Genomic DNA, 17,928 nt, shown 5'->3' with positions numbered 1-17,928 from the left:
TTATTCCGCGGTACGCGTACGCCATAGCCGTTGAATAACCCCTGTAGTTAATGCTACGCCCAGTAAAATGAGTACGCCGCCGGTTAGAGTTTGCACTGACAAACTCTCATTCAAAAATAACAACCCCCAAATAATACCGAAAAGCGGTACCAGATAACCCACAGATATGGCTTTAGCCGGCCCGATTGTGGCGATAAGATTAAAATACAGAATATACGCAATACCAGTACCCAACACAGCCAGTGCAATGGCATTTAACCACGCCAGCCCCGAGGGCATGGTTGCCGGTAAAGTGGCAAGGGAAAACGGCAACAGTATTAGCGACGCGAAAATTTGACTACCCGTAGCAACCACTATGGGCTTCACGCCAGCCAACCAGCGTTTCATTGCACAAGCCGCAATACCGTAGCACAAGGTTGCCATACAAGCGGTGAGAATGGGTACCACGCTCACATGCCCTGACCCGACTTTATGTGCACTGAGCACAATAACACCAATGAAGCCTAAGAACAGTCCCGTCACGGCTGACGGTTTTAGCGTGTCTTTCAACCATAAAAAAGCCACCAATGCGCCGAACATGGGAGCTGTAGCATTTAAAATAGCATTCACTCCGGCCTCTAAATGCAAACTACTGTAATTAAACAGCACGAAAGGAATGGCTGTATTTAACGCGCCGATAAAGCCAATTTGCCACCAGTATCGCTTTATGTTTCGCCACCCTCCAACCGCTATCAGAAAAGGCAACATAATAGCGGTAGCCAATACTGCGCGTATTTCAACTAACGCAAACACGCCGAATTCCGGTGCTGCTACACGCATAAAAATGAATGATCCCCCCCAAATAGCGCCCAGTAGCGCCAGTGAAAAAATATCTTTACTTGTCATTCTTTACTATGCACCTTCTAAACGTAATAAACCGGCTTTGCGATCAAGCCCACCGGCATAGCCGGTTAACTTGCCATTCGCCCCAATTACGCGATGGCAGGGCACCACAATAGCAATAGGGTTTTTCCCATTGGCAAGCCCCACCGCCCGCACGCCCTTCGGATTGCCAATGCGCTGTGCGATGTAACCATAGCTACAGGTCTCGCCGTAGGGAATGGTTACCAACGCCTGCCAGACCCGTTGTTGAAACGGAGTGCCTGTGGGAACCAGGGGTAGATCGAAGTGCCTGCGTACGCCAGCGAAATACTCAGACAACTGCGTCATCGCAAGACGAGTTAAGTCCGATGGCGCTGTGACCTCAGGCTTGTCATCCACAAACCGAATGCAAGCTATTCCCCGTTCGATGGCAATAACTTCAAGGCCCCCAAACGGGCTGGGCATAAAGTCGCTATTCATGATTATTCCGCCTTTGCTGTTCTCTCATTTGCTAACTGCCACAGTTGCAGGGTTAAATAGCTTCGCCAGGGCGCCGCCACCTCATCATTCACTGGAAATTGCTCACTCATTTTTCTGACAACTAAATCTGAACCTAAGAACCGATCTGGTTCACTCTCCCCGCGCATCATCAAATAGTCTGCTGTCCATGGGCCTATTCCTTTGAGGGCTAGCAGATCGCGCTCCTCAGGGCGTTCATCACCAATATCATTGAAGTAGACGGCCAGATTTCTCAGCGCTTGCTTTCTGACTTCGGGCATCTTCAGAAAAGTTAACGGATCGTCTGCCACCCGCTTGGGCGACGGAAATGCTCTCCCGCTATCCGTTTCTTCCCCAAGGTGCTGTACCAGCTTCATCAGATTATTCATTGCCGCTTTTACAGAAACCTGTTGCCCCAGTATGGCTCGGCAACCGGCCTCAAAGGCACTCCACACTCCGGGAAGGCGAATACCTTCACACAGCCGTGATTGTGGGATACCAGCGCGGGCGAGAGCCGCTTCAATGACTTGTGGGTCAGCGTGTAAGTCGAGCACCCGGGTTAGATTTTCCACAATTCGCCTAACGGCGCTCAGATTACTGATTGTCAGTGTAACAGCAAACGCATTTTTACTGCCCTGATAGGTTGCTTCAATTACCCCTTGGCAGTTTTGACTACTGAATATTCGGCGATAACTGGAAGTAGTCACATCCTCCGTGCCGGGTATCGCTCTCACCGCAAGAAAATCTCTCACAAAAGGCCAGTGATAAGGCGCTCTGAAATACACCGTCATATTAATCTGACGGTGTATGCAAAAGGCGTTTTTCACGTGTCCCCGGCACTGTGACGGCGTTAGCTTCCAATATTTCTTCATGGTGATCTGCAATCGTCTGGCAGAATTAAAGCCGCTGGCCACGGCAACGTCCTCCACCGACAACGAAGACTGCTGTAACAGACGTTTGGCAAACAACAACTGCTGGTATTTTTGCCATACCACAGGAGGCATACCTACCCGGGAGGACATGAGTCTATGCAGATAGCGCGGAGATACTCCTAGTCGACATGCAATTTTCGACACTGGCTGAGGCGGAATTTCGCTGAGTAAGCGCTCAGCGCGCTGCACAGTAGAAGCAACTCCCAACCACGCAGGAGACAGAGGCGCGCTGTCTGGCCGGCAACGCAAACAGGGGCGAAACCCAGCATGAGCGGCTTGTGCAGCGTGAAGGTAGTATCTGACATTGATTTCACTTGGCAATCGCGCTGGACACACCGGTCGACAAAAAATTCCCGTAGAGATGACCGCCACAAAAAAATGGCCATCGAACCTTGGATCCCGGGATTGTCTCGCTTGGCTGTACTGTTTTATTTGCTCGCTGTCTTTCACTTCGCCATACATGGCCGCTCGCTACATTAATGTCGTCTGAAGAAAGAGCAGTGTAAAACATATCGTTGAGTAATGAGCGACGAATTCGGCACTCAATTAGGACTATCTGACAAGGTTTCCAACCGCTCTAAAGATGCATTACAACTTCTTGCGAATGCAAAAACCCTCGAATACACACGATACAAGACAGCGACAGAGTCTGTGTCCGCTGCTGTGGCGCCGTAAGGATACAGTTGATTCTGCACTGACCGAGCAGCATAATACGAGCAAATAATTGCTAGTTTCACGGAATGAAGCTACACAATAACCGGCGGAGTTATTTTTGTTGACTACATTGTTTCACTTTATCTACAGGGCGCTGCTCACGGTCATACTCTGCACGATACTGCCAACAGTAAGCTACGCAAATGAAGCATGGTTGGAAGACTACGCCAGGTACGTGAAGAAACAAGCGATTAAATACAATGTTCCCGGATACGCTTTTGTTTATTATCAACAAGGGGAGACCCCAAAAGTTTACGTTTATGGCAAAACCCATGAGCACGGTAAGCCCATCACCGCTGATACTGTATTTCGTTTAGCCTCTGTATCTAAATCATTCACAGCTTTACTGACTGCCAAACTGGTTCAGCAAGGCAAACTTCGGTGGGACATGCCGATTTCTGAATTAGTTCCCACGATTCCCTTTACCGGTAAAGGTATGAACTCCCTCACGCTTCAACATATTGTCAGCCAATCCAGTGGCTTTATGCCGAATGCCTACGACAACCTCATTGAAGCAGATTATTCGTTGGAGCGGGTGCTGCAACAGCTCGCCGTTCTTGAGCCTCTTTGCAGCCCTGGCAACTGTTACACCTACCAAAACGCCATGTTCGGAGCCATTGCATATTACCTGGGAATGCACAATACGTCGTACCATCGCCAACTTGACGAACTCGTATTTACACCTCTTGGCATGAAAACAGCGAGTGCAGGGAAAGGGGCTTTACTTGCTTCACAGAGCTGGGCACGGCCCCACATTGCCATAGCCCGAAACAAATGGCGTGAAGGCATTGTAGAGAGCAACTATTATCGTTTCGCACCTGCTGCTGGCGTCAATGCCAGCATCAGAGATATGACGATTTATTTACAGGCCATGCTAGGGGAATTTCCCACTGTGGTTCCGCCAGAAATTATTGAGGATATTACCGCTCCCCTTATAAAAACCAGTCGCGAAGTTTACCGACGAGGTTGGCGACAGTATTTAACTCAGGCCTATTACGGCAAGGGCTGGCGCATTTACGATTTTGACGGCAAGCGCCTGAACTATCACAGCGGGTGGGTGAAAGGTTATCGCGCTGATGTGGCTTTTTCTCCTGACTACAGCGCTGGCTATGTCATGCTGATGAATGCCGAATCGAATATGATCAATACTACCACGGCGCAATTTTGGGCCCGCTATTTTGAACAAGCCGACAAAAAACGGGCTCAGCTGTAGTAAACAGTGCCTAAGCCCGCCGTTTGCCGTCAGGAGCGGGTTTTCATGTAGGTATAACCACTCAAACAACTTTCATAAAAATCCGTCCATCGCACGGCTTCTCGTGGATTTAAATTGCCACTGGAAATCTGGCGATCAATCATCCTTTTTACATCGGACGCCATTGCTCGCGGGTTGTACTGCATAATCTCCAGTACATCCTGAACCGATGACCCCTTCACCACTTCCTCAATGTAAAAATCCTGAGGATCATCATCGTAACTGAAAATGTGTACTTCGTTCAGCCGCCCAAAGAGGTTGTGCATATCTCCCATCACATCCTGATATGCCCCTGTAAGGAAAAGTCCCACATAGTACGGCTCATCCTTTTTCAGCTTGTGCATGGGCAGAATATCGGTGATTTCTCGGCCAGCAGTAAATTGATCAATCTTCCCGTCACTGTCACAGGTTATATCCACTAACGAACAATTAACCTCTGGCTTTTCGTTCATTCGGGTAACCGGTACAACGGGGAGAAGCTGGTCAATTGCCCAGGTATCAGCAGCCGATTGGAAAACAGAAAAATTTGCCAAATATTGAGAAGACAAACTGTAGTCAAGGCCCTGAATTTCTTCGGGCACATACTCAGCCTGAGCGTAATAGGCTTGAATTCGCTTCATAATGCGCCAGTACAGGGTTTCAATTTTACCCAATTCATCCAGCGTCAGCACACGAAGCTTAAAGGCATCCATGGCTTGCTCTTTCCACTGAGACGCATCATTGAAAACCTCCTGCACGTTTGTCTGTTCGTCGAAGGTTTCAAAGAGTTCTCTGATATTGCTGACAAACACGTGTTCTCCATCTTCAGGAGATACATCCACTTCGGCCATGTCTGAGCGAATCTCGCCGACAATCTCAGTAATAACGCAGCTGTGATGAGCGGTAATGGCGCGGCCACTTTCACTCACCAGATTCGGATGAGGAACGCCCTCCAAATCACAGACTTCCTTCATGCCATAGACAACGTCAGAAACATATTCCTGCATGTTATAGTTGCGTGATGATTCGTTCGTTGAGGCACTGCCATCATAGTCGATACCAAGACCACCACCCACGTCTACATAGTCGAGTTGAAATCCGAGTTTGTGTAGCTCTGCATAAATGCGCGCCCCCTCGGTCATGGCTTCTTTCACTGAACGGATATCTGTCAACTGACTACCAATGTGAAAGTGAAGTAACTTAAAGCAAGATTCCATGCCTTCTTCGCGAAGGAAACGGGCCGCTTTCAAAATCTCCGCCACGGTTAAACCAAATTTAGCGCGCTCGCCACCAGAGCTTTCCCATTTTCCGCGCCCTTTTACCGTCATTTTCGAACGCATACCTATAATCGGGTCAATGCCAAGCTCTTTGGCGATACGCACCAGCAACGTGAGTTCCGAATATTTCTCTATAACAACAACGACTCGACGACCCAGCTTGCGCCCTAATAAGGCCAGCTTCATGAATTCTTCGTCTTTGTAGCCGTTGAGTATCGTCAGAGAATCTTCATTGGTATTTAACGCCAATACAGTAATTAACTCAGCTTTAGAACCGGCTTCCAAACCATAGTTAAAGGGCTCACCAGCATCGACAATTTCCTCTACTACTTCGCGCATTTGATTCACTTTTACCGGGTAAACACCTTGATATTCGCCCTGATATTCAGCCTCGGCGATGGTATTGCGAAATATGCTGTTTAGGTTTGCCACCTGCGAGCGCAACACATCGTGAAAGCGTATTACCACAGGAAATTGAACACCCTCTTCGCGGATCTCGTCGATAACTGCTTTAAAATCAATACGAATTCCCGTGTCTGAAGGCACTGGAGTGACATGGATGTTTCCATTGTCACCAATGGTAAAGTAGCCACCGCCCCAACGAGAGACGCCGTACAACTTTTCCGCTTCTTCGATGCTCCACTCAGCCAATTTTCTTTCACCTTAAAAATGTAAAAACTCTGCTCGTTATACCAAGCAGGAATAGTTGTGGATTACAGACCCTGATTTGGGCGCCATTATAATCGTCTTGTAAGGCAGTGCTATGAAAATCGTCAATCAATGTGAAAATTTAATGGCAATTTACGAATATTTACCCACACGTGTTAGCCGCTTTAGCAGCTCTGAATTCACTAAAATACAATTTATCGGCGCCCAACGAACTGACAGTTTACCGATTTGCCCCGGAGTTTTACCGCCAAGGCATTGTCGTCGTTGGTTGAATTGCGTAATGTGCCATTTCACACACCACAACGACAATAAACTTTATGTTGAAAACGTTATTTTTCGGCGGCACGTTAGTGGCTGCCACCGGCGCTTTCGCTGCCACTACGGTTTCGCCCATCGGCGAGGCTATCAATCTGAACAAATATCGGCAAGATGTTAAAACACTGGCCAGTGACGACTTTGAAGGCCGGGCACCACTGACGCCAGGCGAGCAAAAAACGGTGGATTATCTGGTAAGCCAGTTTAAGTCCATAGGTCTGGAGCCTGCGTTTGGAAACAGCTACATCCAGAAAGTACCTTTGGCAAAAATTTCTGCCGATCAAAACATGACATTAACGATAGGGGATGTTTCTTTTGAAAACGGCACGGAGTTTGTGGCCAGAACAGAGCGCATTGCCGACCAAATCACCTTAGATAGTGATGTAGTATTTGCCGGGTACGGCATCAACGCACCTGAATACCAGTGGAACGACTACGAAAACATTGATGTAAAAGGCAAAACCGTGGTGGTGTTGGTGAACGATCCAGGGTTTGCCTCTAAGCGGAACGATTTTTTTAATGGAAACGCCATGACGTATTATGGCCGCTGGACTTACAAGTACGAAGAAGCTGCACGCCAGGGCGCAAAGGCCGTATTTATCGTTCACGAAACCATGCCCGCTGGTTACGGCTGGGGCGTGGTACAGGCAGGCGGCACAACCACCAAATACAGTCTCGTAGACAAGAACGCCAACCAGTCTAAGGTTGGCGTCATGGGATGGATTCACCTGCGCGCAGCGGAGAAACTCTTCGCCGCCAATGGCCTGAACTATCGAGAAATGAAAACCAAAGCGTCTGCCCCCGGATTTGAGGCGGTACCACTCAACGGCAAAGCAAAGCTAACTTTGCGCAGTCATTTCGAAATGGCAGAGTCACAGAATGTTGCGGGTATCATTCCAGGTACCACGGCAAATGACGAATGGGTAGCTCTGCACGCCCATTGGGATGGCCTGGGTAAAGGAAGAGAAAACGGCCGCAAGGTTATCTTAAACGGTGCCGTAGACAACGCCACTGGCGTAGCCGGTGTTCTCAGCCTTGCTCGGGTAATGAAAAATATGCACAGCAAACACCCCAATAAAAGGACCCTGATGTTTGGCGCATTCACCGCTGAAGAAACCGGGTTAATCGGCGCAGAGCATTTCGCCTTAAACCCGCCGGTGCCGGCATCGGATATTGTGGCATTTCTCAATATCGACGGCATGAATGTCAATCCGGCCACTGACTATATTTTGCAATACGGAAACAACTTGTCTGAACTCGAGAACTATGTTGCCAAGGTAGCAAAATCCCAGGGACGATTTGTCAAACCCGATCCTCGGCCTCAGAACGGTTTGTTTTTTCGTTCCGATCACTTTGCCGCAGCCAGGCAAGGCATTCCGGCTTATTTGTTCATGAGTTTGGGCGACACCGATCCGTCATTCATTGCACAGCGCTATCACAAGGCAGGCGATGACTACTTTCCAGATTGGGATTTGGGCGGTGTAGAGCAGGATTTAGACCTCATTGGCCAGATTATGTCACAACTCGCCAATAATGGTGACTGGCCAGCATGGACGGGGGAGTCTGATTTTAAAGCGGCCAGAGAAGCCTCAAGACAGTAACCACAAGACAATCAGAAAGGGCACCTTTGCCATTGCCGAAGGTGCCCTTTTCTTTGTCCGATCCTTATTATTCCCTCTCTACCTCTTTAACGCTTGCCCTCTTCACACGCTTAGTTTTTTCCAGCACTTCTTCCGGTTCAATAAAGACTGCAAAAAAGCAAGTTACGCATACAAAGACAAATAGAAATGGTTCGCATTTGGATTCTTTATCTGCTACTATCCCTTCGCTTAAAAACGGACCACCACAACGAATTTTGGATTTGACTTAATGACTTTCCCTTCTTTACACACTCGTTATTCCTTGCTGGCATCGGCCATCGCAGGCTCTCTGTTATCTGTTTCAGCGTACGCAGAAGACGCACAGACCGTGGCTCCTGACGGCAGTGAAATTGAACGCATCGTTATTTCGGCAACCGGTTTTGAACAGAAGTTGACAGAAGCGCCGGCCAGTATTTCCGTCATCACACAAGAAGACTTACAGGCTCGTTCTTTTATCACTCTACTTGATGCCGTTCAGTTTCAAGAAGGCATCGATATTGGTACCACTCGCGACAAAACCGGCCAGGGTACAGTAAGTATGCGAGGCCTTACCGGCGAGTACACCCTGTTGCTTATCGACGGTGTTCGTATGAACAACCACGGTGATATTTACCCCAACAACTTTGGTGGAAATGCCTTTGGTCACGTTCCGCCCATGGAAGCCATTGAGCAAATTGAGGTCATTCGAGGTCCTGCATCCACTTTATATGGGGCAGATGCGCTGGGCGGCGTCGTGAACATTATTACCAAGAAGCGTTCTGAAGAATGGGGCGGTTCTATTAATTTTGGTCGAAGCATTCAGTCTGATGACCAATTCGGCGACGATATTACCACTGACTTTTTTGCACAGGGCCCGCTTATTAAAGATCTGCTGACACTGGGTGTGCGTGGCAGTATGTACGAACGTCAGGCGTCGAACCCAGAATTCGCACCTGCCGTTGACCCCAACGGTGATATCCACGTGCGTGAACTGGGCTTTGGTAGCGGCGGTAAAACAGTCGATAGCGACAGTGAACAATTTGGTTTTACTTTATTTTTTACCCCTTTTGAAAATCAAAGTATTAAGTTTGATTACGACAACTCGAATCAGACTTACGACAATACGCCAACGTATAACATTGAAACCGGCAATATTTCATATCCGTTGGGTACTAAAGACAACATCGAGTCAATTTGGGCAGACAGTCGTGGTGTTGTAAACCCGCGAGCAGGGTATGCGGCCGACCAGGAATTCAATCGCGAATGGTGGTCTATTACCCATCAGGGCGAGTTTGAAAATTTCTCAAGTATGATCGCGCTTTCCCATGTCGATACCTCAAACGACGGCCGTACACTCCCCCTTAGCGTAACGGAACGCTTACTACTGCAAGAGATGTACGATGGTACGGGGGCCTACGAAGGGTTAAGCGAACAAGAACGCAAAGATATTGCTGAAGACACCTTTCTACCCCGCCCCAAAAGGCCTTTGGAGAGCAGCCAATACACGCTGGATGTGCGGGTAGATATTCCCGTGGCCAATGTTGTGGGCGATCACAACATCGTGCTTGGCGCACAGGTGATTGACGGAGAACTACTGGATGGGGTTTTCGGACTCGAAGACAGTAATGCTGGTGGTATTCAGGAACAAAAAATGTGGTCGTTATTTGCGGAAGACAACTGGAGTCCAAACGACTACCTCACGCTAACAGGCGGCGTGCGTTACGATGAGCACGACGTATTCGGAAGTCAGGTTTCGCCTCGCCTCTACGCGGTTTATACGTTCAATGACAACTGGACGGTCAAAGGCGGCGTTAGCACCGGATACAAAACACCCAACACTACGGATTTGTACGACGGCATCACCGGCTTTGGCGGACAGGGAACTTCACCTTTTGCCGGCAACCCGGATCTGGAGCCCGAAACCAGCGTAAACAGTGAAATAGCTGTTTACTGGAGCAGTGATGCTGGTCACAACGCCAACATCACTTACTTCAACACCCAGTTTAAGGACAAAATTGCCAGTGGTGATACGGTTTATAGCTGCGAGGTGACAGGTGGCGTACGCCCGTGTGTGAACCTTGGTGATTATGACCAATTGGGCTATGACACTTACAGTCAGAAAATTAATATTGATGAAGTCGATTTACAGGGTATTGAACTAGCCGGGCGCTGGCAAATAAGCCAAACCTGGTTCATGACCGCAAACTATACCTGGACCGACAGTGAACAAAAAAGTGGCCCTGAAGAAGGTCAGCCGCTCACCAACACGGCCGAGCACATGGCTAATATCACCGTTAACTGGGATATTACCGAAGCGTTTAGCATGTATTTGCAATCGCAACTGCGTTCAGACCGCTACAGAGGCTGGGACAACAACCTCGACAAGCCGCTGTATTACAAAAACTACCAACTAATGACTCTGGGTGCCCGTTATCGCATAAACGACTATGTCAGCGTTAACGCCAGAATTAACAACCTGTTAGACGAAGATTTCACGTCGTACACAACAGAATACAACGACTTGAACAACGACGGCACCTATGAGTACCTCACTGGCCGCGGAGTGGTGAGTGAAGTGGTATTTCTGGATGATTACAACATCAAGGACCGCGCTCGCAACTTGTGGGTAGGGGTGAACGTTCGCTTCTAAGCGTGCGCATGGATTAAAAAACCGGTCGTATCAACTGCGACCGGTTTTTTTTCGTCTCTTACCAACTAGATGTTGTGTTAATCGTCGCCAAACTCCCGGATAATAGTGTTTATGGTATCTTTTGCATCGCCAAGTACCATACGGGTGTTGTCTTTGAAAAAGAGCGGATTGTCTACACCTGCAAAACCTGCATTGGCAGAACGTTTGAGTACAAACACGGTTTTTGCACGATAAGCTTCAATAACCGGCATGCCATAAATCGGACTGCCTTTCATTTCTTTTGCAGCTGGGTTCACCACATCGTTTGCACCTATCACAATCACCACATCATAGTTTTCCATGCGCGGATTGACCTCGTCCATTTCATAAAGTTGGTCGTAAGGTACATCAGCTTCAGCTAACAGCACATTCATATGACCCGGCATTCGTCCAGCAACCGGGTGAATAGCATACTCAACCGTGCAGCCATTTTCCTCAAGCAGTGTTTGCAGCTCTCGAACGGCGTGTTGCGCCTGCGCTACCGCCATACCATAACCCGGCACAACCAGAACAGCCTGAGCCGCTTCCAGCACATAGAATGCATCCTGCGCAGGCAAAATTTTCACTTCACCCTCAATTTTTTCAGCTGCTTCTACAGGCTTGGCAAAGCCAGATAACAGTACATTCATCAATGAGCGGTTCATGGCTTTACACATAATATTGGTAAGAATAAGCCCGGATGCACCCACCAATAATCCAGTAACGATCAGGATAGTATTACTCACCGCTAAACCGGCCGCGCACGCCGCAACCCCTGAATAACTGTTCAATAGCGCTATGACCACTGGCATATCTGCACCACCGATGGAAATGGTTGCCAACACTCCAAAACTCAGCGCCAGAGCGATGGTTGCGTAAAGCCACGCGGGGTTTGCAGGTTCAGATACGAATAAATATCCCACCACCAGAAAACCAAGCAAGTGCGCAATACTGAGTTCCCGTAGGCCGGTAAATATGACTGCCTTTGCCCCCATACGGCCAGACAATTTGCCCCACGCGATAACCGAACCTGAAAATGTCACGCCGCCAATTAAAATAGTAAGCACAACGGTTGTAAGCACAGCCCCACTAAGTGCGCTAAACCCTGCCGTGGCTTGCTGGCTAATCGTCGACCAGCCCAGAAGCAGAGATGCTGCACCGCCAAATCCATTAAACAGCGACACCATTTGCGGCATTTCAGTCATTTCCACTGATTTGGCTTTCCAGGCCCCGTAGGCTCCACCAATAGCAAAGCCCAGTAAGATCCAGTGATACGATAGTATGTCATGATCGAGCAGGGTTACGACCACAGCCACCAGCATACCGATGGCAGATATGACGTTGCCCTTTCTGGCTGTAGACGGATGACTGAGCAACTTAAGCCCCAGTATGAACAAGGCTGCAGCCAGCACGTAGGCTAAATTAATAATTAGTGTTACAGATTCCATTATTCAGCCTCTTACTTCTTGTCTTTCTTTTTGAACATACCCAGCATTCTGTCGGTAACCAGATAACCTCCGACAACATTGATGCTGGCCAGGGCCACCGCGGCGGTGCCAAGCACTGTGGTGAGAAGGTCATTGTCTGCCCCCGACGCCACCAGGGCTCCCACTAAAGTAATGCCGGATATAGCATTCGAGCCTGACATAAGAGGGGTATGCAACGTCGCCGGGACCTTGCGAATAAGTTCGAAGCCCAAAAATGCAGCCAATAAAACAATAAAAATCAAATAAATGTTTTCCATGATCACGCTCCCTGATACGCGTTGACTAGCATGTCATTGGTGACACTACCATTGTGGGTAATAACACAACCGGCGAGGATTTCATCTTCCAGGTTCAAGTTGAACTGCTTTGTCTCGTCGCTAAAAAATTCATCCAGCAGGTTGTATAAATTGTTGGCATACATGTCGGTAGCATCTTTAGCCACTGCTTGGCTCCAGTTACCGGTGCCAATAACTGTGACACCATTTACTGTTACCACTTTACCGGGTTCAGAGCCTTCAACATTCCCACCTGACAATGCAGCCATATCGACTACCACACTACCGGGACGCATGAGTGCAAGTGTATCTTTGCTTATCAACTGCGGTGGACGTCGGCCAAATAATTGCGCGGTTGTGATTACAATGTCGGCGTCAGCAATAGCGTCGCGCTGAGCGTCTTGTTGCTTCTGCTTTTGCTCGTCTGTCAATTCCTTCGCATAACCGTCTTTGGTTTGCCCGGTTTCACCTAAATCGATACTCAGGAACTTGCCGCCCAGCGATTCAACCTGTTCAGCCACAACCGGACGGGTATCATAGGCCAATACGCTGGCACCCAGCCGCTTCGCCGTGGCTATAGCTTGCAAGCCTGCAACGCCTGCGCCGATAATGTATACCTTGGCTGGTTTAATCGTACCTGAGGGTGTCATCATCATAGGCAGAATACCCGGCAGATGAGTGGCTGCTTGCATGACCATCACGTAGCCGGCCAAACTTGCCTGGGAACTTAAGGCATCCATTTTCTGCGCCCGTGACGAGCGCGGTATCATCTCTACCGATAAGGTAGTGAGCTTTCTTTCTGCCAACGCTTCCACTAACGGCTGCTGAAAAAAGGGGTCTATGTGCCCAATAACAAGTGCGGCGGGTTTGAGAAGCGAATACACAGCCTCATCGGGGCGATTAACGCAAAGTAACGCGTCAGTCTCTTGGAGTACAGGTGCAATATCTTCAACGATATGGCCACCGACTTCAGTAAATGCAGTATCTGCATAACCTGACAATTGACCTGCGCCTTGTTGTATATTTACGGTTATGCCTCGTTGAACCATACGTTTAACGGTAGAGGGGGAAACGGCGCACCGCTTTTCTCTGTAACCTCGTTGGTCGTGTCCTTCATTTATAATCAGTATTTTCAATGTGTGCTCCTCAGGCGGGGGGATACTGAGACTCATAATCCGAACACAATAGTGCCGGAACGGTTAATTTATTATTTTTATTATTAGTTATATCTTTTGTTTATTGTCATTCGATGTCAGGCCCAAATTAATAAACAAAATTTATTAATTGACCACCAAAAATCACTATTTCTTATCTAAAATGACAACATTCTGCCGATATATATTTATTGTTGTAGTAGGGATAACCAGGCAGGAAAGGCATTTTAATCATATATATCAGCAAATTGCTAAATATAAAAAAGACATATGTTATGGATATTTTATAGCGAAAGTGATCTTACGAGCAAAAACTGAACCAAGAAAATGCAATCCATAACAACCATTCAAGGTGTGAATGTTTGGATCTAGGTGGCTGATGTCAGTACAGAAAATGTGTCAGAAAAAAGAAGGGAGGGGAGCAAGGCAGCCTAAACTGCCTTGGAAATGACTACTGCGTCACGTACATCATTTTGGTTGTACTTATCAAAAACTGCAGCGAATTATCTTCATTTCGTCTTACATAAAGAGACGAGTCACTGGCATTACCAACTAACGCCGGACCTTGCCAAATAAACGTTCCATCAGTATCGATTTTAATAATTCGGGTGTTGTTATAAGTGTCCCCCTCCTCCACTAACAAATAGATGTGGGACTGTGTTACAGGGTCGACAACAAAGTCCGGTACTCGGAAGTCGAGAGCTACAGTAGACATATATATCAGACCCGAGTCGGTAATATCCGGTTTGTGTAATTCATGGGGCGATGCACCAGGACCGTAAGCGTCGACGCTGAAATGAATCACTTCACCAGGCTCACCTCTACTATATCTGTCGGTTGGCTGTCAGCGCAGGCAATGTATCACTGTGATTGTCCAGAAGCGTATCGTTGATATACCAGTTGTATTCATAGGAAACTTCAGCAGACAACAACCAGTTTCGCAGACAAAATCGAGGCCTGATACGAAAATTTAATTTTTGTCAGCTGTTTGCCGATTTTAGAATCAATTCGCCGAAGATACTCTCGTTAATAGGTTTGTCCAATACTCAGGATATAAGGAAATTTATTGATACATCACGGCGAACGTTTCCCAGTAAAACGTTCAACTTCGATAAAGAGTTTTAATGAGGTGATAGCCGAATTTGGTTCTGACAGGCCCGTGTACTTTTAACACCTCTTTTTTAAACACAACATCGTCAAAAGGCTTTACCATTTGCCCGCGGCGGAATTCACCTAAGTCCCCACCTCGCTTTCCCGATGGACACAATGAATGACGCTTTGCCAGTTGAGCAAAATCTTTGCCTTTTTTGAGTTGCTCCAGAATAGACAACGCTTCTTTTTCTGTCTTCACCAGAATGTGTAGTGCGCTTGCTTTTGCCATATTTCTCTCTATTTTTTGCTCTTAGCCGCTATTTTTGGCGTCCTCGTTTCTCAACAAATGTAGCTATATTGCTAATTTTCCCAACATCATAGAAATGCCAGACTACACTTATGAGTGTGTTTCAATTCAACACACCAATAAATTTCATGATTAGCAGGATTTGAGAAGTGTTTAAAATTTGCTGTTTTTGCCTGGCGCTAGTTTTGGCCCCGTTTACAGTATACAGTGCATCATACACCATTGGCATCGTGCCGCAGCACGCGCCAAAAGTCATTGCTCAGGCCTGGCAACCCTTGTTGTCTCTTATAGAAGAAGAAACGGGCCATCGCATTCGCTTTAAAACAGCGAAGGATATTCCCACCTTCGAACAGGCGTTGGCCGCCGGCGAATACGACTTTGCCTATATGAACCCGTATCACTTCGTAGTGTTTAATGAATCACCGGGTTACCGGGCCATGGTCCGCCAACGCGATAAGGCTATTAAGGGGATCATCGTAGTTCATCAATCCAGTTCAATTCGTACTTTGGACGACCTCAACGGCAAAACTATCGCGTTCCCAGCCCCAGCAGCCTTTGCTGCGACCATTATCCCAAGGGCGACCCTGTCCACAAGGGACATAACGCATACCCCAACATACGTGCATTCCCACGACTCTGTTTATTTGAATGTGCAGCGAGGTTTTTTTGAAGCTGGAGGTGGGATCATACGCTCTTTAGAAGCGTCACCCAAGGAGGTCAGACAACACCTGCGAGTGTTATGGCAAAGCCCGCCTTTTACCTCTCATGCCATTGCATCACACCCCAGAGTTCCCGATGAACACCGGAAGCAAATTACCGCACTTATGCTTTCCCTCAGCAAAAGTCAGAGCCGTAATCCCGTGCTGTCCAACCTCCACATGTCGGGCTTTGAGCGCGCGAAAGACGGGGACTGGGATGACGTTAGGGCATTGCACATAGATTTGCTATCTGTTCCAGAGAAGTAGCCATCAGTGAAAAAGTTTTCACTCAGAACCAAAACCATTTTAGGCGTTGCGCTAATTGAAGCCTCCTTGTTGGTCATACTGCTTTTCACCACGTTCAACTTGTTATCTGAACTAATCAACGAAACCGTAGTAAAACGGGCAACAACCACTTCAAACTTATTTTACTCCACAACCAAAAACGCCTTTCTTGCCTTCGATTTAGCGTCGTTAGAAGCCGATGTAAAGGAATTGATGGCGAACCCTGATATCGATTATGTCAGGATAGTTGATACGCAAAACCGCATTTTTGCGCAAAGCGGAAATGACGCACTGCTATCACAGCCCTTTGAGGCTGATACCCATGTAGAACAGGCCACAAATGGTACTTACGACATTCGAACCCCCATCACCATTGACGATACCGTATACGGTTACATCGATATCGGCATTAACATCTCTTCAGTTAAAGCCTCTTTGGAAGATATTCGCCACTGGGCCACTTTTTTAGCCATTATCGAAATGGCATTGGTCGCCTTATTTTCCTTTGCCCTTGGCAGTTACCTCACCAAGCAGCTTAAATCCCTGCAAATAGGTGCCCGGGCTTTGATGACCGGTCAGGATGAACAATATCGCAATGTTCATATTGCAGTGAAATCCAATGACGAGTTAGGGGAACTGGCAACCGCCTTCAACCATTTGGCAAAGCATCTGCAAATAGAAAATGTACAGCGCAAAGAGGCTGAATTTGAATTGCAGCGGTTTAATGAATCCTTAGAGCAGTTAATTTCTGAGCGAACCGCTGAACTGCATAAAAAGAATGAGGAACTCGACCAGACAAACCGGTCACTAAAAGAAGCTCAAGTACAACTGCTTCAGGCTGAAAAAATGGCGTCAGTTGGCCAGCTTGCAGCTGGCGTCGCCCACGAAATAAACAACCCCGTCGGTTTTGTAACCAGCAATGTAGAAACACTCACCGACTACGTGTCGACTTATCGGTTGCTGTTTCTGGAAATGGACAATCTGCTGCGCACTTCAGAGGACGTTCAAATAAACCCAAACTACCAGATTTTAGTCAGCAGCCCTTCGTATCAGAATATAGATTTTATCAATGACGACTTGGAGCACCTTCTGAATGAGTCAAGAGATGGATTAAAGCGCGTTGAAGCGATTGTCCAGGGCTTAAAACAATTTTCCCGGGTTGATTCTGACGATTCACAATTGGCCAGTTTGAATGATTGCGTCAAAGGCTCCCTCGCCATGGTCAACAACAAGCTAAAGTACGTTTGCCATGTACAAACCCATTTTGCAAAACTACCAACTATTCAAATGAACGTAGGAAAGATATCGCAAATTGTTACCAACCTGTTGATTAACGCAGCTCAGGCTATCGAAACGACCAAACTGATGGGCGAGCTCACCATTTCAACCTGCTGTAAGGACGACTTTGTCGAGTTACGGGTAAAAGACACCGGATGCGGTATTTCAGAAGCCAATATACGAAAGGTTTTTAACCCCTTCTTCACCACAAAATCTGAAGAAGAAGGCACCGGGTTGGGCCTATCGATTTCTTACGGTATAGCTCGTGAACACGGCGGCAGCTTAGCCGTAGAGAGCACCGAAGGACAAGGAACCTGCTTCACCCTGCGTCTGCCCATCAAAAAATAACCAATACGGCTCAACAAACAGGCTTTCCCATACTGGTTGGCCAATCAATCATCTTTTTTATTTAATTTTACCGCCGCCATAAAACCCACAATAAAAATAAAAAAAATGACCGCACCACCCCAAATAATCACGTTTAACAGAAAATCCACCCTTTTATCTCCCAATGCAAAATGTCGAATTGCAACTATTATTTTTATACTCAAAGTGCCTTTATTTTCTC

Annotated in this window: 14 protein-coding genes; 5 read left to right on the top strand and 9 right to left on the bottom strand. The window is 47.4% G+C overall.

From position 1 onward, the window contains the following. From KO518_RS01400 to KO518_RS01390, 3 genes are read right to left on the bottom strand one after another with little or no spacing between them, the layout of a single operon-like run. On the bottom strand, positions 1-885 hold the full coding sequence (locus KO518_RS01400) for a DMT family transporter (RefSeq protein WP_216024013.1): 885 nt from the start codon (positions 883-885) through the stop codon (positions 1-3). Between the two features lie 6 nt (positions 886-891). Continuing rightward, positions 892-1,341, bottom strand: coding sequence for a methylated-DNA--[protein]-cysteine S-methyltransferase (locus KO518_RS01395; protein WP_216024012.1), 450 nt, complete (start codon positions 1,339-1,341; stop codon positions 892-894). Positions 1,342-1,343: 2 nt separating this feature from the next. Beyond that, complete coding sequence (locus KO518_RS01390; protein ID WP_216024011.1) at positions 1,344-2,753, bottom strand: DNA-3-methyladenine glycosylase 2 family protein; 1,410 nt, start codon at positions 2,751-2,753, stop codon at positions 1,344-1,346. Positions 2,754-3,063: 310 nt separating this feature from the next. Between KO518_RS01390 and KO518_RS01385 the strand changes: the two genes are divergently transcribed. Next, positions 3,064-4,218 (top strand): serine hydrolase domain-containing protein, encoded by a 1,155-nt coding sequence (locus tag KO518_RS01385; RefSeq protein ID WP_371742211.1) that lies wholly within the window; start codon positions 3,064-3,066, stop codon positions 4,216-4,218. Positions 4,219-4,247: 29 nt separating this feature from the next. On the opposite strand, the gene speA is transcribed toward KO518_RS01385, so the two are convergent. After that, a complete protein-coding gene (gene speA / locus KO518_RS01380; RefSeq protein WP_216024010.1) occupies positions 4,248-6,164 on the bottom strand; it encodes a biosynthetic arginine decarboxylase in 1,917 nt (638 codons plus the stop codon). A 335-nt stretch (positions 6,165-6,499) separates the two neighbouring features. Between speA and KO518_RS01375 the strand changes: the two genes are divergently transcribed. Together KO518_RS01375 and KO518_RS01370 are read left to right on the top strand one after the other, a co-directional pair. Beyond that, positions 6,500-8,098, top strand: a complete 1,599-nt coding sequence (locus tag KO518_RS01375; protein ID WP_216024009.1) for a M28 family metallopeptidase — start codon at positions 6,500-6,502, stop codon at positions 8,096-8,098. Positions 8,099-8,366: 268 nt separating this feature from the next. Further along, positions 8,367-10,766 (top strand): TonB-dependent receptor domain-containing protein, encoded by a 2,400-nt coding sequence (locus KO518_RS01370; protein WP_216024008.1) that lies wholly within the window; start codon positions 8,367-8,369, stop codon positions 10,764-10,766. A gap of 77 nt (positions 10,767-10,843) precedes the next feature. Here KO518_RS01370 and KO518_RS01365 read toward each other — a convergent pair whose 3' ends face one another. The 5 genes from KO518_RS01365 to ppiC all read right to left on the bottom strand — a co-directional run bounded on the left by KO518_RS01365 (position 10,844) and on the right by ppiC (position 15,081). Continuing rightward, positions 10,844-12,232: an NAD(P)(+) transhydrogenase (Re/Si-specific) subunit beta gene (locus KO518_RS01365; protein ID WP_216024007.1), complete on the bottom strand. Its 1,389-nt coding sequence runs from the start codon at positions 12,230-12,232 to the stop codon at positions 10,844-10,846. An 11-nt stretch (positions 12,233-12,243) separates the two neighbouring features. Further along, entirely contained in the window at positions 12,244-12,528 is a 285-nt protein-coding gene (locus KO518_RS01360) for an NAD(P) transhydrogenase subunit alpha (RefSeq protein ID WP_216024006.1), read from the bottom strand. Positions 12,529-12,530: 2 nt separating this feature from the next. Then, positions 12,531-13,682 (bottom strand): NAD(P) transhydrogenase subunit alpha, encoded by a 1,152-nt coding sequence (locus tag KO518_RS01355; RefSeq protein WP_216024005.1) that lies wholly within the window; start codon positions 13,680-13,682, stop codon positions 12,531-12,533. A 469-nt stretch (positions 13,683-14,151) separates the two neighbouring features. Then, positions 14,152-14,505, bottom strand: coding sequence for a hypothetical protein (locus KO518_RS01350; protein ID WP_216024004.1), 354 nt, complete (start codon positions 14,503-14,505; stop codon positions 14,152-14,154). 297 nt (positions 14,506-14,802) lie between these two features. Continuing rightward, positions 14,803-15,081, bottom strand: coding sequence for a peptidylprolyl isomerase PpiC (ppiC, locus tag KO518_RS01345; RefSeq protein WP_216024003.1), 279 nt, complete (start codon positions 15,079-15,081; stop codon positions 14,803-14,805). Between the two features lie 203 nt (positions 15,082-15,284). Here ppiC and KO518_RS01340 point away from each other — a divergent pair, with 203 nt between their 5' ends. Both KO518_RS01340 and KO518_RS01335 read left to right on the top strand, forming a co-directional pair. Continuing rightward, complete coding sequence (locus KO518_RS01340; RefSeq protein ID WP_252735731.1) at positions 15,285-16,064, top strand: phosphate/phosphite/phosphonate ABC transporter substrate-binding protein; 780 nt, start codon at positions 15,285-15,287, stop codon at positions 16,062-16,064. A gap of 6 nt (positions 16,065-16,070) precedes the next feature. Then, positions 16,071-17,708, top strand: coding sequence for an ATP-binding protein (locus KO518_RS01335; RefSeq protein ID WP_216024001.1), 1,638 nt, complete (start codon positions 16,071-16,073; stop codon positions 17,706-17,708). The last annotated feature ends 220 nt before the right edge of the window (positions 17,709-17,928 follow it).

Source organism: Aestuariibacter sp. A3R04 (genome assembly GCF_018860805.1).
Classification (GTDB): Bacteria; Pseudomonadota; Gammaproteobacteria; order Enterobacterales; family Alteromonadaceae; genus Alteromonas.
Note: the sequence above shows the minus strand (reverse complement) of the source record. Positions and strands in the feature narration are given on the sequence as shown.